At 70.9% G+C, this 23,973-nt stretch carries 22 protein-coding genes and 1 pseudogene; 12 read left to right on the top strand and 11 right to left on the bottom strand.

Annotated elements, in window-relative coordinates:
• Window positions 1–244: 244 nt before the first annotated feature.
• Entirely contained in the window at window positions 245–769 is a 525-nt protein-coding gene (locus ACIQNU_RS16715; protein WP_401366535.1) for an SMI1/KNR4 family protein, read from the top strand.
• A gap of 28 nt (window positions 770–797) precedes the next feature.
• On the opposite strand, the gene ACIQNU_RS16710 is transcribed toward ACIQNU_RS16715, so the two are convergent.
• The 4 genes from ACIQNU_RS16710 to ACIQNU_RS16695 form a co-directional block, all read right to left on the bottom strand.
• On the bottom strand, window positions 798–3,572 hold the full coding sequence (locus ACIQNU_RS16710) for an AAA family ATPase (protein WP_401366533.1): 2,775 nt from the start codon (window positions 3,570–3,572) through the stop codon (window positions 798–800).
• Window positions 3,573–3,684: 112 nt separating this feature from the next.
• Window positions 3,685–6,501 carry an AAA family ATPase gene (locus ACIQNU_RS16705; protein ID WP_401366531.1) on the bottom strand — a complete coding sequence of 939 codons (2,817 nt, stop codon included), beginning with the start codon at window positions 6,499–6,501 and terminating at the stop codon, window positions 3,685–3,687.
• A 128-nt stretch (window positions 6,502–6,629) separates the two neighbouring features.
• Window positions 6,630–7,478, bottom strand: a complete 849-nt coding sequence (locus ACIQNU_RS16700) for an alpha/beta fold hydrolase (RefSeq protein ID WP_401366529.1) — start codon at window positions 7,476–7,478, stop codon at window positions 6,630–6,632.
• A gap of 117 nt (window positions 7,479–7,595) precedes the next feature.
• A complete protein-coding gene (locus ACIQNU_RS16695) occupies window positions 7,596–8,291 on the bottom strand; it encodes an alpha/beta fold hydrolase (RefSeq protein WP_401366527.1) in 696 nt (231 codons plus the stop codon).
• Window positions 8,292–8,575: 284 nt separating this feature from the next.
• Here ACIQNU_RS16695 and ACIQNU_RS16690 point away from each other — a divergent pair, with 284 nt between their 5' ends.
• From ACIQNU_RS16690 to ACIQNU_RS16670, 5 genes are all read left to right on the top strand, one after another.
• A complete protein-coding gene (locus ACIQNU_RS16690) occupies window positions 8,576–9,055 on the top strand; it encodes a hypothetical protein (RefSeq protein ID WP_401366526.1) in 480 nt (159 codons plus the stop codon).
• Window positions 9,056–9,308: 253 nt separating this feature from the next.
• Complete coding sequence (locus tag ACIQNU_RS16685; protein WP_401366524.1) at window positions 9,309–10,496, top strand: cytochrome P450; 1,188 nt, start codon at window positions 9,309–9,311, stop codon at window positions 10,494–10,496.
• Between the two features lie 28 nt (window positions 10,497–10,524).
• The gene (locus ACIQNU_RS16680; protein WP_401367109.1) at window positions 10,525–10,719 is read left to right on the top strand and encodes a ferredoxin; all 195 of its coding nucleotides are present in this window, start codon (window positions 10,525–10,527) and stop codon (window positions 10,717–10,719) included.
• Window positions 10,720–10,934: 215 nt separating this feature from the next.
• Window positions 10,935–12,011: a TRM11 family SAM-dependent methyltransferase gene (locus ACIQNU_RS16675; RefSeq protein WP_401366523.1), complete on the top strand. Its 1,077-nt coding sequence runs from the start codon at window positions 10,935–10,937 to the stop codon at window positions 12,009–12,011.
• A 116-nt stretch (window positions 12,012–12,127) separates the two neighbouring features.
• Window positions 12,128–12,589 (top strand): pyridoxamine 5'-phosphate oxidase family protein, encoded by a 462-nt coding sequence (locus tag ACIQNU_RS16670; protein ID WP_401366521.1) that lies wholly within the window; start codon window positions 12,128–12,130, stop codon window positions 12,587–12,589.
• Window positions 12,590–12,651: 62 nt separating this feature from the next.
• Here ACIQNU_RS16670 and ACIQNU_RS16665 read toward each other — a convergent pair whose 3' ends face one another.
• A complete protein-coding gene (locus ACIQNU_RS16665) occupies window positions 12,652–12,867 on the bottom strand; it encodes a hypothetical protein (RefSeq protein ID WP_401366520.1) in 216 nt (71 codons plus the stop codon).
• Window positions 12,868–13,022: 155 nt separating this feature from the next.
• Here ACIQNU_RS16665 and ACIQNU_RS16660 point away from each other — a divergent pair, with 155 nt between their 5' ends.
• The gene (locus ACIQNU_RS16660; protein ID WP_401366518.1) at window positions 13,023–13,922 is read left to right on the top strand and encodes a hypothetical protein; all 900 of its coding nucleotides are present in this window, start codon (window positions 13,023–13,025) and stop codon (window positions 13,920–13,922) included.
• Window positions 13,923–13,968: 46 nt separating this feature from the next.
• Here the strand turns inward: ACIQNU_RS16660 and ACIQNU_RS16655 are convergent, their stop codons facing one another.
• The 5 genes and pseudogenes from ACIQNU_RS16655 to ACIQNU_RS16635 all read right to left on the bottom strand — a co-directional run bounded on the left by ACIQNU_RS16655 (window position 13,969) and on the right by ACIQNU_RS16635 (window position 17,302).
• Window positions 13,969–14,295: a plasmid stabilization protein gene (locus ACIQNU_RS16655; RefSeq protein ID WP_401366516.1), complete on the bottom strand. Its 327-nt coding sequence runs from the start codon at window positions 14,293–14,295 to the stop codon at window positions 13,969–13,971.
• Window positions 14,296–14,479: 184 nt separating this feature from the next.
• Window positions 14,480–14,644: an oxidoreductase gene (locus ACIQNU_RS16650; RefSeq protein WP_401367133.1), complete on the bottom strand. Its 165-nt coding sequence runs from the start codon at window positions 14,642–14,644 to the stop codon at window positions 14,480–14,482.
• A 20-nt stretch (window positions 14,645–14,664) separates the two neighbouring features.
• Window positions 14,665–14,844 (bottom strand): annotated as a pseudogene (locus ACIQNU_RS16645) (oxidoreductase); the annotation flags it as partial.
• A 74-nt stretch (window positions 14,845–14,918) separates the two neighbouring features.
• Entirely contained in the window at window positions 14,919–16,280 is a 1,362-nt protein-coding gene (locus ACIQNU_RS16640) for a hypothetical protein (protein WP_401366514.1), read from the bottom strand.
• Window positions 16,281–16,369: 89 nt separating this feature from the next.
• The gene (locus tag ACIQNU_RS16635; RefSeq protein WP_401366512.1) at window positions 16,370–17,302 is read right to left on the bottom strand and encodes a PaaX family transcriptional regulator C-terminal domain-containing protein; all 933 of its coding nucleotides are present in this window, start codon (window positions 17,300–17,302) and stop codon (window positions 16,370–16,372) included.
• A gap of 323 nt (window positions 17,303–17,625) precedes the next feature.
• Between ACIQNU_RS16635 and ACIQNU_RS16630 the strand changes: the two genes are divergently transcribed.
• The 3 genes from ACIQNU_RS16630 to ACIQNU_RS16620 all read left to right on the top strand — a co-directional run bounded on the left by ACIQNU_RS16630 (window position 17,626) and on the right by ACIQNU_RS16620 (window position 21,484).
• On the top strand, window positions 17,626–18,510 hold the full coding sequence (locus ACIQNU_RS16630; RefSeq protein WP_401366511.1) for an amidohydrolase family protein: 885 nt from the start codon (window positions 17,626–17,628) through the stop codon (window positions 18,508–18,510).
• A 190-nt stretch (window positions 18,511–18,700) separates the two neighbouring features.
• Entirely contained in the window at window positions 18,701–20,137 is a 1,437-nt protein-coding gene (locus ACIQNU_RS16625) for a sulfatase-like hydrolase/transferase (protein ID WP_401366509.1), read from the top strand.
• A 78-nt stretch (window positions 20,138–20,215) separates the two neighbouring features.
• Window positions 20,216–21,484 carry an FAD-binding protein gene (locus tag ACIQNU_RS16620; protein ID WP_401366507.1) on the top strand — a complete coding sequence of 423 codons (1,269 nt, stop codon included), beginning with the start codon at window positions 20,216–20,218 and terminating at the stop codon, window positions 21,482–21,484.
• A 42-nt stretch (window positions 21,485–21,526) separates the two neighbouring features.
• On the opposite strand, the gene ACIQNU_RS16615 is transcribed toward ACIQNU_RS16620, so the two are convergent.
• Window positions 21,527–22,528, bottom strand: a complete 1,002-nt coding sequence (locus ACIQNU_RS16615) for a LacI family DNA-binding transcriptional regulator (protein WP_401367107.1) — start codon at window positions 22,526–22,528, stop codon at window positions 21,527–21,529.
• 242 nt (window positions 22,529–22,770) lie between these two features.
• On the opposite strand from ACIQNU_RS16615, the gene ACIQNU_RS16610 reads away from it, so the two are divergent.
• Together ACIQNU_RS16610 and ACIQNU_RS16605 are read left to right on the top strand one after the other, a co-directional pair.
• Window positions 22,771–23,652: a Gfo/Idh/MocA family protein gene (locus tag ACIQNU_RS16610; protein ID WP_401366505.1), complete on the top strand. Its 882-nt coding sequence runs from the start codon at window positions 22,771–22,773 to the stop codon at window positions 23,650–23,652.
• A complete protein-coding gene (locus tag ACIQNU_RS16605) occupies window positions 23,616–23,957 on the top strand; it encodes a hypothetical protein (protein WP_401366503.1) in 342 nt (113 codons plus the stop codon). Before ACIQNU_RS16610 ends, ACIQNU_RS16605 begins: the two co-directional genes overlap by 37 nt.
• Window positions 23,958–23,973: the final 16 nt, after the last annotated feature.

Genomic DNA, 23,973 nt, shown 5'->3' with positions numbered 1-23,973 from the left:
AATTCTCCGGTTTCATCGCCCCATGCACTACCCCCTCATGAGATTCAACGCTCGGGTTGCGTCGGTACGGGGACGGAGTTTCCGCTCGATCGGGACAACACGAGCTGGAAGCACCAGCCGCAGGGCTGCTCGCAAGGGACTCGACCGGGGACATCCTCTCGGCAACCAGCTGGGAGAACGTTCCGTAGCACCGGGCACGCTCGGTAAGAAGTAGCAAGAGAGCGACAAGAGAAAGGAGGCAGGGATGTCCTGGGTAACGCGCATCGTGGAGAGCGTGGCTCCGCCCGAGAGGGCGCCGGGAGAGGTCGACTGGGCTGCTGCCGAGGCGGTGATCGGCACCCCGCTGCCCGCCGACTACAAGGAGTTGTTCGCTCGCTTCGGCGAGGGAGAGTTCAGTGGCTATCTGGATCTCTATCCTCCCGTGGAGAGCGACACGGCGAGCATCGCGGGCTGGCTGCGCTCGATGCGCACTGCGGCGGAGACCATTCCGTACGCCCGGGACGCCTACGCTCCCCACGGGCTGTTCAGCCCAGGTGGCACGGGCCTGCTCCCCTGGGGCGGGTCCGTGCAGGCGGACGAGTTCTGCTGGCTGGTCGACGGGGGCGACCCCGACACCTGGCACGTCGCGGCGAGGTCGCACGACGAGCCGGGCCGGCAGACGTACCCGATGACGATGTGCGAATTCGTCCACCGGGTACTCACCGATGTCGGCTTCGAGGACTTCACGGTCGCCGACACCGTCGACCCGCCCTACTTCGAACCGCTGTAACCGGCGGGCGAAGGCACCAACAGCGACGTCAGCCGGTCTTTCGCAGGGCGTCTCGGAGTGCTGCTCTTGAGGTGATGCCCAGCTTCGGGAAGACCTGGTAGAGGTGGCTTCCCACGGTGCGTGGGGAGAGGTGCAGGCGTTGGCCTATCTGTTTGTTCGTCATGCCTGCCGCGGCGAGACGCGCGATCTCGTACTGCTGAGGTGACAGGCGGGCGTCCGGCGAGGCGCCCGCCTGGACGGCCGCGAGGCCCGATGCCCGTAGTTCGCTCCGCGCGCGTTCCGCCCAGGGCGATGCCCCGAGCCGTGTGAAGGTCGCGTGGGCGGAGTTGAGCTGTTCGCGCGCTGCCTGGGTGGCTTTGGCCCGGCGGAGGCGTTCGCCGTGGAAGAGCTGGATGCGGGCGAGGTCGAACGGCCAGGCGTCGGCGTCGGGCAGGGACAGTGCGTGATCGAACTCCGCCACGGACCGGTCGTCGGCCGCCGTCATGGCTGCCGCGCCGTGCGTCAGGAGCGCCAGCCTGCCCGACAGAGCGGGCACCTGGGCGCGGTGCAGTGCCGCGATGTGCGCCTCGGCTTCCGCTTGCCGACCGGAGAGTACGGCCGATTCCACCAGGTCCGGGATCAGCCACAGGGCCGGTGCCTGGAAGTGCGGGAGGACGCCGGCGGGGCTGACCGAGGTCGCCTGGAGGAATGCCGCCTCGTAGTCGCCGCGGCCGAGAGCCGCTCTTGTTCTGATCTCGGCGGCCAGGGTGTGGAGGAGTTGGATGCGCCGGGGCGCCGCGAAGCGCGTGATCTCGTCGGCCAGGGCCTCCGCCCGGCCGAAGTCTCCGCGTGTTGCCGCCAGCAGCGCCTGGTGGTGGAGGAACGTCTGGGCGAGAAGGTGGTAGCCGTGCCGCCGGCTGAGCCGCAGGCCCTCCTCACTGAGGCGGGCGTGCTCGTCCCACTCCCCGGTCTCGTAGCAGTGCCGGCTCAGCAGATTCGCCGCGTGGATCGTGAGGGTGACGTGTTCACTTTCGCGGCCCTCCCGCAACAGCCTCCGCAGCGCCGGACGGCAGTTCTTCAGGCGGCCGACGTACTGGCCCGCCATGGCGGTCCGGATCACCTCGACGGGATCGGCCGCGGCGAGTCCGCCGACCGCGTCATCGAGGCGGCGCAGATCGGGGAGCGCGGTGTGGACCGGATCGCCGAGGCAGCTCATCAAAAGCGCCAGCGGTTCCGGGACGCGGGGGGTCAGGCGTGTGACGGCTCGTTCGAGGGGTTCCCGGAGGTCGGCTCGGGCGCCGAAGTAGGTGATCCAGAGCAGCGTGTACAGGCCCTCTTCGATGGTGTCGCTCGGAGTATCCGCCTGACTCAGCCCGGTGTCCACGGCCTTGATCAGCAGACCGTACGCGGAGTCGATGTCCCCGTTGCCGCTGAACAGGAGGTGGTGGGCGACCGCGAGCGCCGTCGTCAGCGGGGTCGCGTCGGCGTCGTGGGTCGTCCATGCGGCTTCCAGGAGGCGCGGTACGTCGAGCAGGTTCCCGGTCGCGTCCGTGCCGAAGTAGGCGGCTGCGGCGGCCCTGCGGCTCCGGTCACGTCGGTCCGGGCTGAGAGCGGCTGCTCGCGTGAGGGCGGCGACCGCACCCGCGATGTCGCCCCGTCCACGCGACCGGCGGGCCAGTTGCTCCAGCAGCCCGGCGACACGCTCGTCCGGCTCGACCGCCGCGTGCGCGAGGTGCCAGGTGCGGCGCTCCTCGCCCACGTCGGGCCGCCGCGCCAGCGCTTCATGGGCTCTGCGCTGCTCACCGGCGGTGGACAGTTCCATCACGGCGGAGCGGATGAGCGGATGGCGGAACGTCAGGCGGGTCTTCGTGCGGTCCAGGTCGATCAGTCCGGTTCCTTGTGCGCGCTGCAATGCCTCCGCCAGCACCTGGTCCGGCAGCAGCGACCGGAGGGCGGACAGCTCGCCCGTGCCGTCCAGCACCGCCAACAGCAACAGATGCTGCCCGGCCGGTGGGAGGTCGGCCACGCGGGAGGTGAAGATCGCCTGAAGGCGCCTGCTGAGCGGCAGTACGTGAGGCAGGGGCACGGATCCCGACCGTTGGGCGGCGTCGAGTGCGGCCGGCAGTTCCTGGAGAGTCAGCGGGTTGCCCAGCGCCTCGGCGAGGAGGCGCCGGCGTACCGAGGGACAGAGGGCGGGGAACCGGTCCGTCAGCAACTGCCCCGCCGACTCGTCGTCCAGCGGGGCGAGTTCATGGACGCGCGGGTCACCGGATCCGCGCGGCGCACGGTGATCGTCGCGCGTGACGGCGAGCAGCCCGATCCGGGTCTCCGCGAGATCGAGTGAGCGCAGGACCAGGGCGCTCCCCTGATCCAGCCACGGCAGATCGTCGATCGCGAGCAGGAGGGGGCGGGCCTGCGAGGCGCGGCGGAGCAGGGCCATGGTGGCGTCAGTGACGGAGGGTTGCGGAGGGGTCTGTCCCGATGCGAAACCGAGGGCGACCGTGAGTGCTTTCCTGTGGTGGTCGGGCAGGTCGGCCAGCCCGTCGAGGAGCGGATGCAGTATCTGGTGCAGCCCGGCGAAGCGCAGGTCGCCCTCGAACTCCGCACCGGCCGCCCGCAGTACCCGGACGCCTCCGCCGCCGGCCCGCTCCGCCGCGGCACGCAGCAGCGCGCTCTTGCCGACACCCGCGTCCCCGGTGATCAGCAGGGCCCCGCCGCCTCGGGTGGCGGCACTGTCGATGAAGGCGCCGACGACGGCGAGGTCACGATCGCGGCCGTAGAGCGTCCGCCGCGGTTCGGCCGGTGGGACGACGCCGGTCGTCATGGCGCGCCTCGCAAACCCCGGCTGCACATACGCGTCCTCCTCACGAGTACTGCCGCCACGCTAGGTCCGTCCGCGGCCCCGCCGATTGAGTCAAATGACGTGGATCGTCGCTTCAGTCCTCCGTGCGGCGCTCTTCGTCGTTGAGGGCGTCACGTAGTCCGGCCCTCGTGGTCACGCCGAGCTTGGGGTAGATCTGGTAGAGGTGCGTGCTGACGGTGCGCGGCGAGAGGAAGAGGCGCTCGGCGATCTGTTTGTTCGTCAGGCCCGCCGCCGCCAGCATCGCTGTCTCCCGCTGTTGTGGCGTCAGTGAGGCGATGCCACCTGCCTGGAGCTTTCCCCGTACTCCCCCGGCCGCCCGCAGTTCCTTGCCGGCGAAGGCGGACCACGGTGCGGCGTCGAGCCGCTGGAAGGTGTCGAAGGCGTCGCTGAGATGTCTGCGCGCGTCGGCCAGGGCCCGGCTCTGGCGGAGGCGTTGCCCGTACGACAACTGGATCCGGGCCCGGTCGAAGGGCCACCGTTCCGCTCCGGCGACGGCGAGCGCCGCTTCGAAGTGGTCCGCGAACCGCCCGTCGGGAGACACCATGCCGGCGGCTCCCGCAGTGACGAGGGCCAGGCGCGGGGAGAGCGCGGGGATGTCCAGGTCCCTCAGTGCGGCGACGTGCCGGGCGGCCTCGGTGCGCAGGCCGGAGCGTACCGCCGCCTCGACCAGATCCAGGGCGGTCCACAGGGCGTACGGGGTGTAGGGCCGCAGCTCCCCGGCCGGTGTGATCGAGGACGCGTGGACGAATGCCTCCTGGTACTTCCCGCGTCCGAGCGAGACGAGGGCTTCGATGCCGTGCCCGTAGGCGAGGAGAAGGCCGACTCCGCGCGGGGCCGCCCAGCGGGTCATCGCGTCGGCCGCGGCCCGCGCGCGTTCGGTCTGTCCGCGTGCTGCCGCGATCACGGCGTCCTGATGGACGTACAGCCATCTCAGCAGCGGATAGCCGTGCCGTTCGCACAGGCGTATCCCTTCGTCGCACAGCTCCAGCGACTCGTCCCACTGGCCGGCGAAGAAGTCGTCGTTGGCCAGGATGACCTCGGTCTGGATCTGGGAGGTGACGGCGCCGCCCTCCCTGCCGTGGTCGACGACCGCCTGCACGGGGCCCCGGCACGCGCGCTGCCGGTCGATGTAGGCGCCGGCGAGGGCGACGCGCGTCACATACGCCGGATCGGGTTCCCGGCTCAGCCCGCCGATCAGGCCGTCGAGTTCGCCGAGTACCGGCAGGGCCTGATGCGCGGGGTCGCCGAACGCCTTGGCGAGTACGGTCAGATAGCGCGGTGGCGCCGGTCTGAACCGTCCGGTCAGGCCCTCCATGGGCTGCCACAGTTCCGGCCGGCCGAACACACAGATCGCGATGAGGAACCACAGGGCTTCGATCAGTCCGTCGTCCTCGCCGTCCAGCTCCTCGCGCACCGCGATGGCGCCGAAGAGCATGCGGTACGCGCCGTTGACATCGCCCTCGTGGTTCAGCAGATACGCGGATGTCGCGACCGCTGCGGCCAGCGCGGCGGGGCCGTCCGGGTCGATGTGATGCGCGTCGGCCAGCAGCCGCGGCACGCTGCCGATGTCTCCCGTGACCTCCGCTCCGACGTACGCGGCGCGTGCCAGCCTGCGGCTGCGGTCCCGGCCGTCGGGGGTGAGGTCGGCGGCGCGCAGGAGGGCGGTGAGCGCGCCGACCACGTCGCCCCTGCGGAGGATCCGGTCCGCCGTCCGCTCCAGGAGTACCGCGATGGACTCGTCCGGGGCGTCGGCCGCCTCGGCCAGATGCCAGGCGCGGCGGTCCGGCTCGTCCGTCATCTGCGCGGCGATGGCCGCATGGAGGTCGCGCCGCTGCTGAGGCGTGGACATCGCGATGACCGCGGACCGCATCAGCGGGTGTCGGAACGCGAGGAGACGGCGCTCACCGTCGACCCGTATCAACTGGGCGCGCTCGGCCGGTGCGAGGTCGTCGATGGCGGGCGCGCCGAAGGCCGCGACGAGGATGCCGAGGTCGCCGGTGGCGTCGAGTGCGGCGAGCAGGAGGGCGCGCCGGGTCGCGGGCGGAAGGGGATCGACCCGGGCGGCGAACAGATGCTCAAGGCGCTGGCTCAACGGGAGTGCTGGAGCCGTGTGTTCCGGCTGTTCATGACGCCCGTCGGCGGCTCGCGCGGGGAGTTCGAGGAGCGCCAGCGGATTGCCTGCGGCCTCGTCGAGGACCTGTTGGCGCACGCGGGGCGCGAGGGCCGGGTAGCGCCGGTCGACCAGCCCTGCGGCGGCGGTCCGGCCGAGTGGCATCACCTCGATCGCCGCCAGCCCACCGCCGTCGAAGAAGCTCGACTCACCGGTGCGGAAGGCGCCGAGAAAGCCGATGCGGGTGCCGGCGAGGCGCCGTGCGACGAACGCGAGTACCGCCGCGCTCATGCGGTCCAGCCACGGCAGGTCGTCCACGATCACCAGGAGCGAACCGTTTCCTCCGGCCAGTCCGAGCAGCGAAAGCACCGTGTTCGCCACGGCCAGCCGGTCGGGCGGCGGCCCCTTGTCGAGCCCGAGCGCCGTGGCCAGCGTGCGCTGTTGTGGCCGGCTCAACCCGTCGAGGTGCGCGAGTAGCGGTGTCAGCAGGCGACGCAGACCGGCGTACGCCAGATCCGTTTCGCCCTCGACGCCGACCGTGCGGATGACGGGCACCCCGTCGGCTTCGGCTGCCTCTTCGGCGGCGTCGAGCAGGGCTGTCTTCCCGACGCCGGCTTCCCCCTGGAGCACCAGAGCGTCCCCGTCGGCCGCCGCACGCCGCAGGAACTCCTCGACGACCTTCAGCTCGTGCTCCCGGCCGACCAACATGCCACCCGGTGCCGGCGAGAGGCTGTCGTGCGGCTTCCGTCTCGGGCCGTCAGCCCCGTCGTCAGGTGTCACGGCCCACACGGTACTCGCGCCACCGGCCGACGGGCGGGGTGCGGCACCGGCCGACGAGTGGGGTGCGGAGAGCCGTTGAGCGCGGGAACGGTCCGCGCTCAACGGTCTGCTCCGTGCGGTGGTGCCGGTCAGCTCGTGGCCTTGGCGGCGGCCTCGATCTGCTGGGCGGTCGTGTTCGGGTGGCTCATCATGGGGACGTGCGAGGCGCCCTTGATCTCGATCACGTGGGAACCGGCGCGCTGGTAGAACCAGCGCTCCAAGGCGGGCGGGATGGCCTTGTCGTTGCCTGCGACGACCGCCCAGGAGGGGATGGTGCGCCAAGCCGCGTCCTGGGTGACGTCGCTGAGTGACGACGCGGCGAAGGGCCGCTGCGTCGCCTGCATGACCCGGGTGGTGGAGACGGGCAGGTCGGCCGCGAACGCGGCCCGGAACTTGTCGGCCCGCAGATAGAGGTCGATGCCGGTGGTGCCGTCCGGGTTGGGGTAGGGCACCTCCTGCACGGACTCGCCTATCAGGCTGCCGGGGAACTTGTTGAGCAGAGGGCCGAGTTGCTCGCCCTTGTCGGGTGCGAACGCCGCTACGTAGACGAGTGCCTTGACGTTGGGGTTGCCCGCGGCGGCGTTGGTGATGACGGCGCCGCCGTAGGAGTGGCCGACCAGGACGATCGGGCCCTCGATCGATCTGAGGACGCTCGCGATGTACGTGGCGTCGGTGGGGATGCCGCGGAGCGGGTTGGCGGGGGCGATGGTCTCGTAGCCGTCGTGCTGGAGCCGCTTGACGACGCCGTTCCAGCCGGAGGCGTCGGCGAATCCGCCGTGCACGAGAACGACGGTCGGTTTGGGCTTCTTCGACCGGTCCCCGGTGTGGTCGGCGGCCGAGGCGGTGGACCCGGTCGGGGCGAGCAGCGCGGCCGTCGCGGCGGCGGCGACTCCGCTGACGAGAGCCCGGCGGCGGGTGACTGTACGGCGGACCTGCATGGCGAACTCCTGGGGAGAGTGGGCGGGGAGTGGAGTCCCGCCCGCCGGGACGAAGCGGCACGGGGCGGGACGGGACGGCGGCAAGCGGCAGCGGCGGCTCGGGAGGTACCGGTTCCGCTAGCGGGCGGAGAGCGAGTGGGCCGCCTGGTTGATGACGGCCGCCACGGCCGCGGGGTTGGACACGTAGACGGCGTGGCTGCCCGGGGTCTCCGTGACGGTCGACCCCGCCCGTACGGACATCACGCGCTGGGCGGGCGGCGGGATCATGTGGTCGTCGGTGGCGACCAGGTACCACGACGGCTTGGTCCGCCAGGCGGGTTCCGACACCGCCCCGCCGAGCGCGTCCACGCCCCACGGCACCTGCGAGTCGGCCATGAAGGCCGCCAGCGCGGCGGGTACGTCGGCGGCGAACGACGCGGCGAACTTGTCCCGGTCCAGGAACAGGAACCCGTCCTTGGGCGGCAGGATCGGCGGGACCGGCGCGCCGGGCGGCGGGTCGGCGATCAGGGTGCTGACGGACTCGCCCTTGTCGGGCGCGAACGCCGCGATGTAGGCGAGCCCGGCGACGTTCGGGTGGTTGCCCGCCTCGGTGATGACCACGCCGCCGTAGGAGTGGCCGACCAGTACGGCGGGGCCGTCGAGTCCGTCGAGGATCTGCTGGGTCGCGGCGACATCGCCGGCCAGTGACAGGGTGGGGTTCTGCACGGCGGTGACCCGGTAGCCGTCGGCCGTCAGGTGGTCGTAGACGCCCTGCCAGCCGGAGCCGTCGACGAAACCACCGTGGACCAGGACGATGTTCTTCACTTCACTCACGACACTGCCTCCTTCGCCCGGACGCCCGGCCCGGGGCTCGATGGGGGGGACGTGCTGAACGCTAGGAGGACGGCCCCGGCCGCCGATTGAGGCAAATGACGTAGTTCGTACGGGGGTGGCTGCGGCTACGTCATCTGACCGATGGCGATCTGGATCGGGCCTGTGGCGATCCGGGCGGGTGCCGCGGGATGATCGCGTGGACGCGGCGGCAGGCCGGCCGTACCGAAGAGGTCGTACGGAAGAAGTCGTGCGGAAGAAGTCGTGCGGAAGAGAAGGACGGCGACATGACCGGGCCCCACCACGACGAAGAGCCCGCCGAGCATCTGCGATTCGCCCGTTGGCTGAGCGCCCTGGAGACCGTGGCGGAGGCGGACGAAGCCGATCTGGTGGCCGCCGTGCTGCGTGACCCGGACGCCAACATGGCGGAGAGCGCCGTGGGCCGGCACCTGGACCGACGGGCCGCTGAGATGTTGACCGACCCTCGGTTCACCACCTGGGCGCGGACCCTTGCCGACGTGATCGCCGAGCGGCACTTCCCCGCTCGGCGGCTCGGCGAATGGAGTCTGCTCCGAGCGATCACCCTGGGCGAGCCGTGGGCCGTCGAGGATCTGCTCGGGGCCACCGACTGGTGCCAGCGCATGGTCCCGAGTACCGCGATCCCGACCGCGCCCGATGCGCTGGAACTACTCGCCGAGCGCGGGCGAACGCGCCGGATCCGTGTCGCGGCGGGCCTTCGGCTGCGGCAGGTGGAGAGGTCAAGCTGACCTGATCCGCATCTCAGGTCGATGCGGCGCCACCCCCCGGCGCCGCCACCCCCCGGCACCACCCCCGCCGCGCAGGTCCGGCGTCCGGGTGCACTCTGTTGGCGAGGAGCACTATAGGGGTAAGAGATTAATAGCGGTACATATCGGCCAGATGCCCCGTTTGACCGATCTGGCCCGGCTCGGCGTGACCCTTTAGGTGCCCGAGGCACCTAAATCGGTCGGTGTGCCGACCTCCTCATCCGCGAGGTGCTCGATGACAGAACCCGTGACGTTCCCCCAGGACCGTACGTGCCCTTACCAGCCGCCCGACGGCTATGGGCCGCTGCGTGCGAACCGGCCCCTGACCAGGGTGTCTCTCTATGACGGCCGGGAAGTGTGGGTCGTGACCGGGCTCACCGCCGCGCGTGAGCTGCTGGCCGACCCCCGGCTGTCCAGTGATCGTGAACGCGACGGCTTCCCGATGCCGAACCCGCGTTTCGCCGCCCTGAGCAACCGCCGTCCCGCACTGCTCGGCGTCGACGACCCCGTACACAACACGCAGCGGCGCATGCTCATCCCGAGCTTCACCGTCAAACGGATCGAGGCGCTGCGTTCACGTATCCAGGAGATCGTGGACCGGCTGCTCGACGCCATGGAGACGCAGGGGCCGCCGGCCGACCTCGTGAGCGCGTTCGCGCTGCCCGTACCGTCCATGGTGATCTCCGCGCTGCTCGGCGTGCCGTACGCCGACCACGCCTTCTTCGAGGAGCAGGCACGGTTGCTGCTGCGCGGCCCCGATCTGGCCGACGTGGAGAAGGCCCGGGACCGGCTGGACGCCTATCTGGGCGACCTGATCGACCGCAAGCAGCGGGATCCGGGCGACGGGCTGCTCGACGAGCTGATCCAGCGGCGACTCACGGACGGGGAACTCGACCGTGAGGAGCTGATCGGGCTCTCCACGATCCTGCTGATCGCCGGGCACGAGACGACGTCGAACATGATCTCGCTGGGCACCTTCACGCTGCTGCGCCACCCGGAGCAGCTGGCCGAACTCCGTGCCGAGGATTCGCTGATGTCCGCCGCCGTGGAGGAGTTGCTGCGGTACCTGTCGATCGCCGAGGGGATGCTGCGGCTGGCCACCGAGGACATCGAGGTGGACGGGGCGACGATCCGGGCCGGTGAGGGGGTCGTCTTCTCCACGTCCGTCATCAACCGTGACACCGATGTGTTCCCGGAGCCGGACGCCCTGGACTGGCACCGCCCGAACCGCCACCATGTCGCCTTCGGCTTCGGCGTCCACCAGTGCCTCGGCCAGAACCTGGCCCGTGCCGAGATGGACATCGCCCTGCGGACACTCTTCAGGCGCCTGCCGGGGCTGCGGCTCGCGGCGCCCCCCGACGAGATCCCCTTCAAGCCGGGCAACACGATCCAGGGCATGCTCGAACTGCCGGTGAGCTGGTGACCTGGTGAGCGAGACGAGAGGCGGGACCGTGCACATCGAGATCGACAAGGAAAAGTGCATCGGCGCGGGACAGTGCGCCCTGACGGTGCCGGGTGTCTTCACCCAGGACGACGACGGGTTCAGCGAGCTGCTGCCCGGCAAGGAGGACGGCGGGGGCGACCCGATGGTGCATGAGGCGGCGCGGGTCTGCCCGGTGCAGGCCATCACGGTGACGGCCGACTGAGACAGCCTTCCCCACCGGCCCGGGGCCCGCCGCACTGAGCCGCCACCAAGGCGGGCACCCAACCCGCACCTCGCCGTGAGAGCATCACCGGCATGACGTTCACGTTCTTCCGTCTCGGCTGACGATCCGCCTGTCGGTTCGAGGCCCCGCCCCGCCGTCGGCGATGCGGGAGCCGGCCACTTGGCCGCTCCCGACCGCTACCGGGAGACATCTTCATGCCCTCTGCGCGCCCCGGCGCGGCAGAGTCGATCACCCACGCGCTCACCACCGGTGCCCAGCCGCGCGTACTGCTGCGCACCGTCACCGGCCTTGAGCGCCTGGCCGCCGCCCATCTGGCAGCGGCCGGTCACCATGTGATCGACATGTCCAAACGTCAACTCGTCGTCGCACCCACCTCCGCGAGCATCATCACCGAACCGCCTCCGCCGGCCGACGATCTCTTCCTCATCGGTGCCACGTTCCCCGATCCCGGCCGGACCAAGGCCGACCTGGCGACCCTGGCCAGAGCCGTCCGCCGCCGGCTCACCGTCCCGCTCAGCCATCACCCCGGCGAAGGGTTCGCCGTGAGTGCGTCGTTCGTCGGCAGACGCACGTACAGCCGGTTCGACATCGAGGACCTCATCGGTGCGGTCGTCGCCGAGCGCACCGGCACGGCGTACCACTCCCGCCGCCACGGCGCGCCACCACCACGGCAGCGGCTCGATTGGCGTGTCGTCCTCGACGGCACCACGGCGCATGTGGCGGTACGGCCGTTCGACGCGCCGCTGCATCGCAGGGACTGGCGGCACACCACCGTGACGGGGAGCCTGCACCCACCGGTGGCCGCCGCGCTCGCACGGCTGGCCCGCATCGACGCCGGGCACCGGGTGCTCGACCCCTTCTGCGGGGCCGGGACGATTCTGCTCGAAGCCGCGCAGATCGCGCCCGACGCCGTCTACCTGGGAAGTGACCGGGACCCCCGCGCGATCGATGCGGCCCGGACGAACACACCCGGTGGCACACGCGTCGCATGGTGTGTCGGCGACGCCGCACGTCTCGATCCGACACACACCCCGGTGGACCGGATCGTCACCAACCCGCCGTGGGACGTACGGCTCGGCATCGGCGACCTCGCGGTCCACGTGGACCAGTGGCGGCGGGTGGTGCGCCGGGGCGGGCTGGTGGTGGCGATCCTGAACCATCATCAGGCGCATGCCCTGATCGAGGCCCCCGGATGGAGAACCGTCGATGTGTACGAGGTGAGTGTCGCCGGCCAACACCCCCGCATCGTCGTGGCCGAGCGCACCGGTTGACGGCGACGAGCGGGCCGATCGGCCGCCCGACGTACAGGCGGAGAGGGTGATCGGTCGCTCGGAGTAGGTCCCGCGCCCCATGTGCGCTACGAGATCGCTGGCTAGGGTCGGCGCTCATGCAGAACATGGGGACGGTCCGTCGTCAGGTGCGGGAACGCAGGGACGACACGCTGGAACGGCTTGCCGGGGAACGGGATGTCTGGGTGTCGACAGCGCATCCCGATCACGGGCCGCATCAGGTACCACTCTGGTTCCTGTGGGACGGACAAGCGCTGTGGATGTGCACGGGTGCGGGGTCCGCGACCGCACGGAACGTCCGCAGGGAGCCGCGCGTGCGCCTGGCGCTGCCGGACACCTTCGACGTCGTACTCCTCCAGGGTGAGGCGGAGTGCTTCGCCGACGAGGAGGTGCCCGGTGGCCCGGCGGACGCGTTCGCGGCCAAGTTCGGGTGGGACCCGCGCACGGAGGAAGGCCCCTTTCTGTACGTGCGCGTGGTGCCGAAGACCGTGCACGCCTGGCGGGGTGAGCCGGAGCTGCGCGGACGGGTCGTCATGCGCGACGGGATGTGGCTGGAGTAGCGGCCGTCCCGGACCCGCCTTTGTCCAACCAGGAACCCGCTTGGTCCGACCAGGACGATCCCTCAACGCCACGGTGGCTTCAGGACGTTGAGGAGGGCGCGCAGTACCGCGAGCCGGTGGGCGCGGACGCGGTCGGCGGTTTTTGCGTCCGTCGTCGGGTCGAGCGCCTTGCGGGCCGCGTGGACGGCGAGCGCGCACAGGGCCAGCCGGATCAGGGCGCTGCTGACGGCTACGGAGGCCAGGGCCCACGCCGCACCGCCGATATGAGTGCTGAGCATCGTCGATCACACCTTCGCCAGTCGGAAGGCCCCAGGTGTAACGCGCTGTATCGGCGGCCCGCTGCCCCGCAGCCGCGCGGTACCGTCCGGCGCGGCGCGGGTTCCGCGCGGGTGCGCCCCTGTCGGACGGGCGCGGGCCAGGGAAGTATGCCCGCATGCCCTCCGTGAACGAGCCGCCGGCCCCGCGCCGCAGGTCACCGAAGCGCGACCTGCCGTACCCCTACGACCGGGACCTGTCCGGCGTACTGCACCACCTCAACCGCCGTACCCGCCCCTTCCGTACGCGACTCGCGAACGATCCCGTCACGGCCGCCTATCTGGCCGCCGGAATGCGGCTGCTCGGGCGCCATCTCGGGCCCGGTGCGCAGCGCGGAGTGCACGGTGAGCGTCCTCTGCTCAGCTTTCTCTCGCAGCGCGCCGTCGCCGCCGAGGTCGCCCGCAACCCCCGGCCCTTCCCCCGCCAGGGGAGCGTCGCCTCGCTGCGGGACCGCTGGAGCGCGCAGTCGGAGTTCGTCGCCGACCTGATCAACTTCGCGGTGTGGCGCGAGAACTACCGGCCCGAGTACCGGGAGGGGCGCGGCGCGAACATCCGCAAGCTGGTGAACGGTCCCGACTTCGTGGGGGCCGTGCACGACATGGCCTACCGGCACACCGCCGAAGGGGCCGCCATGCCGTCCGTCCGGCTCGGTCTGGCCCTGATGACCGCGGCCGAGGGGGACGAGGAGATCACACGAGCCGTGTCCGAGATGTACGAGGACTATCTCGGCTCGTGGAAGGAGCTGTACGCCGCCGTCCTGCGGGAGCGCGGTCTGCGGCTGCGTCCGGGTCTGACTCTCGACGACCTCGCCAACGCGCTCTCGGCGACCACCGACGGGATGACCCTGCGGGCCATCGGTGATCCGGACGCCGGTGTCGTCGACCACGACAACCGCCGCTCCCTCATGGGAACCGTCGCGCTCGCCGTGATCCATGCGTTCCTGGAACCCGACGACGACGCGAGCGGTCTCACGCTGGAGCAGGCGGTCGCCGCGCGCTTCGACCCACGGCCGCGCTGAGCGGACCGGAACGGCCCATGTCTCGGCCCCGCCGCGGGAAGTGGGGTCAGCGGCCCAGGGCCCTGGCCAGCTGCTGCTTGGTCATCGTGGACCTGCCCTCGACGTTCCGCTTCTTCGCCTCGGCGTAGAGCTGGTCCTTCGTGGGCCCCTGGGCGGCGGTGTGGGAGCGCTGACCGGCGCGCTGCGGCGCCGCCTTCGGATCCCGCATCGACGTCCGGCTCGCCGCGCTCGACTCGCCGACCCGCGCCCGCTCCTTGGTGACGGTACGGGCCGCCATCTCCTTGGCCCGTCCCGTGGAGGCGCCCCGCCTTTCGGCGCTCTCCTTGATGTGCTCGAACTGTCGCTCCCGCTTGGGGCTCGCACCACGCGGCATGAAACTCTCCTTCGTCAGGGGCCCGGCCCACCGGGGCCGGGCGAGGTGATGAGGGGGCGCGCACCCGGCGCGACGGCGTCATGCGTCGCCACGCTGGAACGGCCCCCTGCTCCTACTGGAGAGCCGTTTCGGTCGGGGCGCGACAGGAGAGGGCCGTTCGGAGGTGCCGCGCGCCGCACGTGTCTCACAGATCGAGGACCAATTTCGGGCAGACGGCCGGGGACACGCAGATCATCATGGTGTCGTGCGCGGCCCGTTCGGCGAGGGTGAGGAGGGAGCCGCCGTGGTCGACCTCTCGGGCCAGATCCTCCGGCTCGCAGGTGCCGCTGGTGCCCTCGCGGCAGGACATGAGGACCTGGACCCCGGCCGCCTCGACGACATCGCCAGGGCGAAGTGGTTGCGGGGGCGACGCACGCGCACGGTGTCGCCTTCGGCGAGCCGGTCGTGGACATGCGCGGAGCCGCCGCGCCCGGCCGGTTCCCGCAGCACCGCGATACGCCAGGTCCCGCGGTCGTACGGCGGCGAGCACAGGGAGTACGGGCGGATCAGCGCCTCGGAACCGTCGAGCAGCCAGTCCCAGAGAACAGGGAGAACACGGGCCCGTGCCTGAGGCTCTCGTGGAGTCACAAGCCAGCAGCAGTGAGGATTCGATACATCTGGGTCGGCCGCAGCGCGGAGTTGGCAGCGGCATCATCGGCTACCTGGGGGTCCGGGTCGGACAGCAGATGCTCCAGCAACGCGTCCGTGATGTTGGGGTGACGGGCGACCCCGCGGCGCAGGAAGGACTCGGCAGCGGCGGCGAGTTGCTGAAGGTCTGGCACAGGTAGTTCTGGGTCTTGCAGGGCGACGTAGCGCACGTTCGGGCTTGGTTCGTCGACGAACGTGCGCAGCATGTGGCGGGGGAAGTTGGGGTGGTCGACGAGCAGCGGTCGGATGTGGAACACGTCGCCGTCTGCGCGTACCAGCCCTTCCAGGACCTCCGGTGGTGTGTCCGGCCGGCGGGCGGCGGCACGGCGCACTGCGAGTTCCGGGTCGTTGTCCAGTCGGCGCCATGCTTCTTCAGGCAGGTCGTGGCAGGAGGCCAGTACACGCCGGAATATTGTGTACTTGCAGTCCAGGTAGGTCATCCGCTCGTCGAGAGGCGCTTCGCGCAGCCAGTCCGGTTCAGCGAAGTTCCAACTCAGAGCCACCTTCGCCTCGATGCTTCCGTCCGCGCGTTCGGCTTCTACGAGCGCATACAGTCGGTCCCGGGCTTCGGCGTCCACATGGCGACTCTGCGCAGCCGCGACCCGCACGAGCGGGTCGTCGATGTCCAGTAGCCGGGCAACCATCTCTGCCGACAGGTGGGGGTTCCCGGCGACAGCCTGATGGACCTCCTCATCCCCGCTCCGCATGAGCTGCGCAAACTGCTCCGACGTGAGCGGGACGTAGCGTGCCACGTTGACGCGCACGGCAGGATCGGCAAGGCAACGCTCCCTCCACTCAGGCGGGACACCCTGTTGCCTGTGCTCGGTGGCGGCTGCACGGACCTGCGGATCCGGGTCGGCGAGTAGTTCCACTTGCACGGTGGGAGGCCGGTCGTGCCAGGCTCGCGCGACCGCGGCGCGCAGGCTCGGACTCGTCGCCCTGACGAGTACCGCCCGAGGCCGGCCGTAGGCTTCCTCCAGGTCATCGATGCCGATCCGCACCTTGCGATCCACCATGTCGCGGACAGAGTTTGTGTACGCGTCACGGATCGCCGGATCCGGATGCTCGGCGATCCTGCGGCGCATCGCCGGGGAGATCCGGTCTCCGTGAAGGCTCACCGCGGTGTTGTCGTCTCCGTGGGCCAGCAGAGCCTCGACAACTGAGTCCTCCAGCCGCCCGCGACGCAGCGATATCCCGTGTCGGCCGGCCTTGTGTGCGGCCAGGCGAATCAGGACGTCCTGAAGGGCTGTTAGGTTCCGCCCCAGGCCGGACAGTTGGGGGTGGTCGAGGCTTGTCATGCGCTCAACCTAGTCGGGCCGCTGCGTGGCAGACTTCCATCGGTCCTTGGTACGGAAAAGGGTGAGCGGGCAGGCGGCGCACCGGGCGACTAGAGATTCGGCACGGTCTCCAGTAGTTCGGCGGCGAGTGCGCGGGCGGGTGCGTCGACCCGGACGTCGGCCCGTCGGAACACGTCTTCGGCCAGGGCGGCGGGCCAGTCGGCGGGCAGGTGCCGCACCGGGAGGTAGGGGTCGGCACGGACGATCTGGAGCCATTCGGTCAGCAGCCGCAGCTTGACGGAGAGGGCGTCGGGTGCCGCGTACGGGCCGGGTGCCTGGCGCCCTTCGGCGAAGGGTGTCCACCGGTCGAGGAAGGCCGCGTATCCGGCGCTCGTGGTCTCCAGGTCCCACGTCTCGTGGACCATGCGGTCGATGTCGGTCGCGGGATCGGCGGTGGACCGGAACACCCTTACGTAGGGGCCGAGTTCGGGGTCGCCGGTGATCGCCGTGGTGTCGGCAGTGCCGGGTGCGATCCAGAGTCCGCCGATCAGCGGTCCGAAGCCGGCCCAGGCGAGTTGGGAGCGCAGGTCGTGGCGCTGGCGCTGCGAGGACTCGGGCAGGGAGAAGGCGAGCAGGGTCCAGGTGCCGTCCCAGTGATCGTTGACGGCGCCCCGCCGCCAGACCCGGCACTCGCCGTCGCGCAGGATCGCGGAGGCACGTGCGGTGAGGCCGAAGTACATACGGCGGCCTTCGCGGCGGCGCTGGAGCAGACCGCGGTTGACCATCCGCGTCAGGGTGGAGCGGGTCGCGTGTTCGCCGATGCCGGTACGTCCGAAGACCTCGATGACGCTGCCGGAGTACACACAGACATCGCCGCCGAGGACGAAGTTGCCGAGGAAGGTGAGCATCAGCGACTGCGGTCGCGGCGCCACCTCGTCCCCACCGCTCCCCCGCTGTTCCTGACGCGCCTGCTCCTGACTCGCCTGCTCCTGACTCGCCTGCTCCTGACTCGCCTGTTCCTGATGCGCCCTCACGTCGCCCATGACTCCCCTCACGACCCCCGGTCACAGCCCCTACCCCAGCCCTCGACCGCTGCACTGTAGCCGGATCAATGTTGCGCACTCTCTTGACCAACGCAAGGGATGTGCATAACGTCGCGGCAGATCGAGGGTTCCCGCCGCACGTCCGGCGTTGCGAGCCCCCGCCCTCCTTCCGTCGCAGAGGAGACACACCATGGACCTCACCGGCAAGGCCGCCGTCGGTACGGGCGAGACGGCGCAGGCCCTCCGCTGGAGGTCAGCGCGGTCCGGCATCCCCGCGCCGGCGCTGTAGGACCCCCGTACGACCGAACTCTGGAGGGAATCCCATGACCGGCCTGGACGTCGGTGCGCTCACCGCGATCGACATGCACACCCATGCCGAGGTGTCCTCACGGGGGCGGGGCTCACTCTCCGCCGAGTTGGAGGAGGCGTCGAGCACGTACTTCAAGGTGGACGGCCGCCACCGCAGGCCCACGCTCCCGGAGATCGCGGCGCACTACCGCGAACGGCGCATGGCCTGCGTGGTGTTCACCGTGGACGCGGAGGCCGCGACCGGGACACCACCCGTGCCGAACGAGGAGATCGCCGAGGCAGCGGCCGAGAACCCGGACGTGATTATCCCGTTCGCCTCGATCGACCCGGCCAAAGGGAAGGCGGGCGCGAAGGAAGTCCACCGACTCGTAAGGGACTTCGGGGTCAAGGGATTCAAGTTCCACCCCAATGTGCAGGCGTTCTACCCGAACGACCGTGCCGCGTACGTCCTCTGCGAGGCGCTCCAGGAGGCCGGTGCCATCGCCGTCTTCCACACCGGCCAGACCGGCATCGGCGCGGGCGCGCCCGGTGGCGGCGGCATCCGTCTCAAGTACTCTAACCCGCTGTACGTGGACGACGTGGCCGCCGACTTCCCCGACCTGTCGATCGTGCTGGCCCATCCGTCCTTCCCCTGGCAGGACGAGGCCCTGTCCGTCGCCACGCACAAACCTCGGGTACACATCGATCTGTCGGGCTGGTCCCCGAAGTACTTCCCGCCGCAGCTCGTCCAGTACGCGAACACGCTGCTCAAGGACAAGGTGCTGTTCGGCACCGACTATCCGCTGCTCACGCCCGACCGGTGGCTCAAGGACTTCGCCGCACTGCCCGTCAAGGACGAGGTCAGACCGCTGATCCTCAAGGAGAACGCGGCCCGCCTGCTGGGATTCACCGAGCACTGAGCCGCGGCAGCGCACCGATCGTCCACCAGGACACCTCGTACACCCATGCACAGCTCCAGATGCGGCTCGGGGCAGGATCATCAGAGGTCGGCTACACGTGCCACCTGTACCACCCGTATGACCCGCCCCGCCCGCCCCGCCCTCACCGCCCGTACCGCCCATATGACCCCTGCCACCCCTTGGAGCCCGTATGGCCAGCCGCGATCCCGGTCGTCCCAACGTCCTGTTGATCCTCTCCGACGACCAGGGAGCATGGGCGATGGGGTGTGCCGGCAACGACGAGATACGCACCCCGCACCTCGACGCGCTCGCGGCCCGCGGGATCCGCTTCAGTCACTTCTTCTGCACCTCGCCGGTCTGCTCACCGGCCCGCGCCTCGCTGTTCACCGGCGAACTGCCGTCCCAGCACGGCGTGCACGACTGGCTCTCGTACCATCACGCGGGCCGGACCGGCATCGACTTCCTGGCCGGACGGACCCTGTTCACGGATCTGTTCGCGGACGCGGGCTACCGGCTCGGCCTCAGCGGTAAGTGGCACCTCGGGGCCAACGACCGTCCGCGCAAAGGGTTCGTCCACTGGTATGCGCACGAGAGCGGCGGCGGCCCGTACTACGGCGCCCCGATGTACCGCGACGCCACCCGCACCGAGGAGCCCCGCTATCTCACGGACGCCCTCGCCGACGACGCCGTCGACTTCCTCACGGCCGAGTCCGAACGCCCGGAGCCCTTCCATCTGTCGGTGCACTTCACCGCACCGCACAAGCCGTGGAAGGGCCAGCACCCCGAGCAGTACACGGATCTGTACGAGGACTGCGCGTTCACCACCTGCCCGCAGGGTCCGCCGCACCCCTGGCAGCCGCTCGACGAGGACGGCGTGCCGGTGGGCGGCGAAGGGGACTTGCGTGCGGCGCTGATCGGCTACTTCGCCGCCACGACCGCGATGGACGCGGCCGTCGGCCGGGTCCTCGACCGGCTCGACGCGCTCGGCCTGACCGGGTCCACACTCGTGATCTTCACGAGCGACAACGGCTTCAACGCGGGACACCACGGCGTCTGGGGCAAGGGCAACGGCACGTTCCCGCAGAACATGTACGACAGTTCCGTCCTCGTACCGTGCCTCATGTCGCAGCCGGGCCGCATCCCCCAAGGCACGCACTGCGACACCCTGTTGTCGCAGTACGACGTGCTGCCCACACTCGTCGACCACCTCGGCCTCGACGTCCCGGACGACCCACGCCTGCCCGGCCGGTCGTTCGCCGACATCCTCGCCGGGGCGGAGCCGCCCGAGGGGACGGACCGGGAACGGATCGTCGTCTACGACGAGTACGGACCGGTCCGGATGATCCGCAGCCGCGACCACAAGTACGTCCACCGGTACCCGCACGGCCCGCACGAGCTGTACGACCTCACGGCGGACCCCGGCGAGGAGCACAACCTCGTGGCGGATCCCGCCCTTGACGCCGTCCGCGTCGATCTCGCCGCCCGCCTGGACGCCTGGTTCGCACGCTACGTCGACCCGGCCATGGACGGCTCCCGCCTCCCGGTCGGCGGCTCGGGCCAACGCACCCCGATCACCCCGGGCACCCTCCCGACGGCCTTCGAACCCCCGCCGGGCCCCCTGCCGTAACCGCCACCGCCGTCACGGCGCGCGAGGCGCCGAACGTATCCTCTGTGCCTGGACCACAGCACTTGCGAGGCGGGCCGCATGACGAGCACACGAGCCTTCACCAACTGGGGCGGGAATCTCACCTACCGGGCGTCGGGGCTGGAACGGCCCGCGTCGCTCGACGCGTTGCGCCGCGCGGTCACGTCCCACGCGCAGGTCGCGGCGCTCGGCACGCGTCACTCCTTCAGCGCCGTCGCGGACACCGGCGGTACGCATATCAGCCTCGACGCGATGCCCGCGCGCGTGGAGATCGATTCCGCCCGGAGCGTCGCCCGCGTCCCGGCCGGGCTGACCTACGCGCAGGTCTCTGTCGCGCTCGACGGTGCCGGGTTCGCGCTGGCCAACCTCGCGTCGCTGCCGCACATCTCGGTGGGCGGCGCCGTACAGACCGGTACGCACGGTTCCGGTGTCCGCAACTCCTCGCTCGCCGCCGCCGTGACGGGGATGGAGATCGTACGGGCCGACGGCGAGACCGAGACGGTCACCGCATCCGGCCGCCTCGATGCCCACCGTGTCGCACTCGGCGCGCTCGGCGTCGTGACGTCCGTCGATCTGGCGGTACAGCCACGGTACGAGGTCGCGCAGTGGGTGCATGTCGGGCTTCCCTGGGACGCCGCTGAGGAGCACTTCGACGCGATCATGGGTGCCGCGTACAGCGTCAGCATGTTCACCCGGTTTCTCCCGGAGGGTGTGCTCCAGGTGTGCACGAAGCGCCGTACCGACGAGGACGGCGCACTCGTACCGCTCGCATCGCTGGAACGGCTCGGGGCGCGCGCGGCGGACGGTCCGGTGCATCCCGTTCCCGGGGGCGATCCGCTCGCGGTCACCGAGCAGGGCGGGGTGCCGGGGCCGTGGTACGAGCGGCTGCCGCACTTCCGGTCGAGCTTCACGCCGAGTGCCGGGGCGGAGATCCAGTGCGAGTATCTGCTGCCCGCCGGGCGCGCGGTCGAGGCGATCGAGGCGCTGCGGTCCGTCGGGGACCGTCTCGCGCCGGTCCTGTACACGGCGGAGATCCGCCGGGTCGCCGGTGAGACGGCATGGCTGGCGCCCAACCACGAACGGGACTCCGTCGCCTTCCACTTCACCTTCCACCGCGATGCCGCCCGGGTGGCGGAGATCCTGCCCGTGCTCGACGGCGCGCTGTCGGGCTTCGCCGCCCGGCCGCACTGGGGCAAGGTCTCGGCGATGAGCGGGGAGCGGCTGCGCCAGGTGTATCCGAGGCTGGCCGAGTTCGCGTCCCTCGCGGAGCGGGTCGATCCGACGGGCCGCTTCCGTACGCCGTTCCTGAGGGAAGCCTTGGGTCTCTGAGCGGTTCGGGACCGGTCCCGCGGACCCTCCCGGCGAAGAAAGTCAGCCGACGACGGTGGTGGTGCCGCGTACCACGAGGCGTGGTGCGAGAACCACTTCGCGGGGGGCCGTGCGGCCGTGTTCGAGGCGTTCCACGGCGGCCGTCACGGCGTGCCGGGCCTGGTCGTCGGCGCTCTGGCTGACCGTGGTCAGGTTGAAGCAGGTCAGCCGGGACATGGCGTCGTCGTCGTAGCCGACGAGGGACACACGGCCGGGGACGGGGACGCCGGCTTCGCCGAGGGTGGACAGGATGCCGAGGGCGCACCGGTCGTTGTACGCGAGCACGGCGGTGGGCAGTTCGCCTTCGTCGAGGAGTCGGCGGGCGGCCCGTTCACCGGCCGCTTCGGTGCGGTCGCCGTGGAGGATGCGGATGTGTGCGTCCAGGCCGTGGCGGCGCATGGCGTTGCGGTAGCCGCGGCGCCGGTCCGTGGCGATGACGCCCTTGCCGCCGTCGACGTGGGCGATCGACCGGTGTCCCAGCGCCACGAGGTGGTCGACGGCCTGACCGACGCCGTCCTCGTCGGCGGTGCGTACAACGTCCAGGGCCGCGTCGGCGATCCGGCGGCCGACGGCGACGACGGGGAGCTTCTGGTCGAGGGCCTTGAGGGTCGCGGCGGGAGCGGCCGGGCCGAGCAGGATCAGCGCCTCGCAGCGGAAGGCGAGCAGGGTTTCGACGGCGGTGTGCTCGTCGCGGGTGCGGGTCTGGGTGCTGAGGACCAGGTCGTACCCGCTCTGCTCGGCGGCTTCGTGCAGGCTCTCGACCAGTTCGGCGTGGAAGGAGCTGTGGATGTCGACCATGACGCCGAGCAGCCGGCTGCGCCTGCGGGCCAGCAGGCTGGCGTTGCGGTCGGCGCGGTAGCCGAGTTCGGCCGCGGCCTTCAGGACGCGCTGCCGGGTGCGCTCGCTGGGGCCCGGCACATTGCGCAGGACGAGCGACACCGAGGCCGTGGACAGGCCCACGCGCGCGGCGACGTCCTCCAGCCGGGGGCGGGCGCTCGCACCCACCGCACTCGCACCCACCGCGCTCGGACCTGCGGCACCCGCACCCGCGCCGTCGGGGCGCCGTGCGACAGACCCTGCCTCGTCCACCTGTTCTCCTGTCCGGCCGGCGGTCCGGCCGTCCGGTTCGCGCACCGCGCCACACCCTTGACACACCCGCGAAACGCGCCTCATAGTACCAGTGTTTAAAGCGCTTTAAAAAGACCTGTTGCCCGGACAAAGTCCGCCAGCGCTGGAGAGGATCCGCGATGAGCACGAGACCGATCGGAGTGGCGGTCATCGGAGCCGGTATGGCCGGCCGCGCCCATCTCAACGGCTACCGGGCGGCGTCGACCCTCTACGACGCCGGTCTGCCCGAGGTACGCCTGGTCGCCGTCGCCGTCGCCGACGCCCACGAACCGTTCGCCGTCGACGCGGCCCGCCGCTACGGCTACGCGCGCGCCGAGACGGACTGGCGGGCGATCGCCGACGCCCCCGACATCGACGCGGTCAGCGTGGTCGTCGCCAACTCCCTGCACCGCGAGATCGTGGAGGCCCTGCTCGCCGCCGGCAAACACGTGCTGTGCGAGAAGCCGCTGGCGCCGAGCGTGGCCGACGCACGGGCCATGGTGCGGGCGGCGGAGGGCAGCGGCCTGGTCGCGGCCACCGGGTTCACCTTCCGCCGCTCACCGGCCGTCAGCGCCATCCACCGGCAGGTACGGGAAGGCTCGCTCGGACGCGTACGGCACTTCAACGGCCACTACTGGTGCGACTACGGACACCACCCGGACGCGCCCCTCAGTTGGCGCTACCTCGGCGGCCCCGGTTCCGGCGCCCTGTCCGACATCGGCAGCCATCTGGTCGACCTCGGTGAGTACTTCTGCGGTCCGGTGCGCAGTGTGCAGGGCGCGGTCCTGTCGACCCAGGTGCCGGACCGTCCGGTCCCGCTGGGCGTCGCCGTCGGGCACTCGGCGGACGTGGCGGTCGGTGCGGAGCGGCGGCCCGTCGAGAACGAGGACATCGCCACCTTCACCGCCACCTTCGACTCCGGCACGGTCGGCACCTTCTCGTCTCGCGCGTCGCCTTCGGCCTGGCGAACGCCCTGGGCTTCGAGGTGTTCGCGGAGGGCGGGGCCGCGGCCTTCGATCTGACCCGCCCCGGCGAGTTCACCCTCGCCGACTCCGCGGTGTCCCCTTCGGTCAACGGCTACCGTCAGGTCCTCGTCGGCCCCGGCCACCCCTACGTCGCCGGGGGTCTGCCGATGAACTTCCCGAGCGTGGGCCACGGCCAGCACGAGTTCTTCGTCTGGCAGGCACGCGCCTTCCTCGAACAGATCGCGGGGCTCAGCCGGCTGCCGCACTGCCCCTCACTCGCGGACGGACTGCGCAACCTGCGCGTCCTCGAAGCGGTCGTCGCCTCCGCCGACGCCGGCGGAAAGTCCGTCACCGTCCAGTGACACCACCCGTACCGCC

It is taken from the genome of Streptomyces sp. NPDC091292 (assembly GCF_044757265.1).
Classification (GTDB): Bacteria; Actinomycetota; Actinomycetes; order Streptomycetales; family Streptomycetaceae; genus Streptomyces.
This window is presented reverse-complemented; position numbering and strand designations above follow the sequence as displayed.

Coding starts and splice junctions, on each gene's coding strand:
- ACIQNU_RS16715 (WP_401366535.1), top strand. CDS start 245: ATGTCCTGGGTAACGCGCATCGTGGAGAGCGTGGCTCCGCCCGAGAGG.
- ACIQNU_RS16710 (WP_401366533.1), bottom strand. CDS start 3,572: ATGACGACCGGCGTCGTCCCACCGGCCGAACCGCGGCGGACGCTCTAC.
- ACIQNU_RS16700 (WP_401366529.1), bottom strand. CDS start 7,478: ATGCAGGTCCGCCGTACAGTCACCCGCCGCCGGGCTCTCGTCAGCGGA.
- ACIQNU_RS16690 (WP_401366526.1), top strand. CDS start 8,576: ATGACCGGGCCCCACCACGACGAAGAGCCCGCCGAGCATCTGCGATTC.
- ACIQNU_RS16685 (WP_401366524.1), top strand. CDS start 9,309: ATGACAGAACCCGTGACGTTCCCCCAGGACCGTACGTGCCCTTACCAG.
- ACIQNU_RS16675 (WP_401366523.1), top strand. CDS start 10,935: ATGCCCTCTGCGCGCCCCGGCGCGGCAGAGTCGATCACCCACGCGCTC.
- ACIQNU_RS16670 (WP_401366521.1), top strand. CDS start 12,128: ATGCAGAACATGGGGACGGTCCGTCGTCAGGTGCGGGAACGCAGGGAC.
- ACIQNU_RS16665 (WP_401366520.1), bottom strand. CDS start 12,867: ATGCTCAGCACTCATATCGGCGGTGCGGCGTGGGCCCTGGCCTCCGTA.
- ACIQNU_RS16660 (WP_401366518.1), top strand. CDS start 13,023: ATGCCCTCCGTGAACGAGCCGCCGGCCCCGCGCCGCAGGTCACCGAAG.
- ACIQNU_RS16655 (WP_401366516.1), bottom strand. CDS start 14,295: ATGCCGCGTGGTGCGAGCCCCAAGCGGGAGCGACAGTTCGAGCACATC.
- ACIQNU_RS16650 (WP_401367133.1), bottom strand. CDS start 14,644: ATGTCCTGCCGCGAGGGCACCAGCGGCACCTGCGAGCCGGAGGATCTG.
- ACIQNU_RS16640 (WP_401366514.1), bottom strand. CDS start 16,280: ATGACAAGCCTCGACCACCCCCAACTGTCCGGCCTGGGGCGGAACCTA.
- ACIQNU_RS16635 (WP_401366512.1), bottom strand. CDS start 17,302: ATGGGCGACGTGAGGGCGCATCAGGAACAGGCGAGTCAGGAGCAGGCG.
- ACIQNU_RS16630 (WP_401366511.1), top strand. CDS start 17,626: ATGACCGGCCTGGACGTCGGTGCGCTCACCGCGATCGACATGCACACC.
- ACIQNU_RS16625 (WP_401366509.1), top strand. CDS start 18,701: ATGGCCAGCCGCGATCCCGGTCGTCCCAACGTCCTGTTGATCCTCTCC.
- ACIQNU_RS16620 (WP_401366507.1), top strand. CDS start 20,216: ATGACGAGCACACGAGCCTTCACCAACTGGGGCGGGAATCTCACCTAC.
- ACIQNU_RS16610 (WP_401366505.1), top strand. CDS start 22,771: ATGAGCACGAGACCGATCGGAGTGGCGGTCATCGGAGCCGGTATGGCC.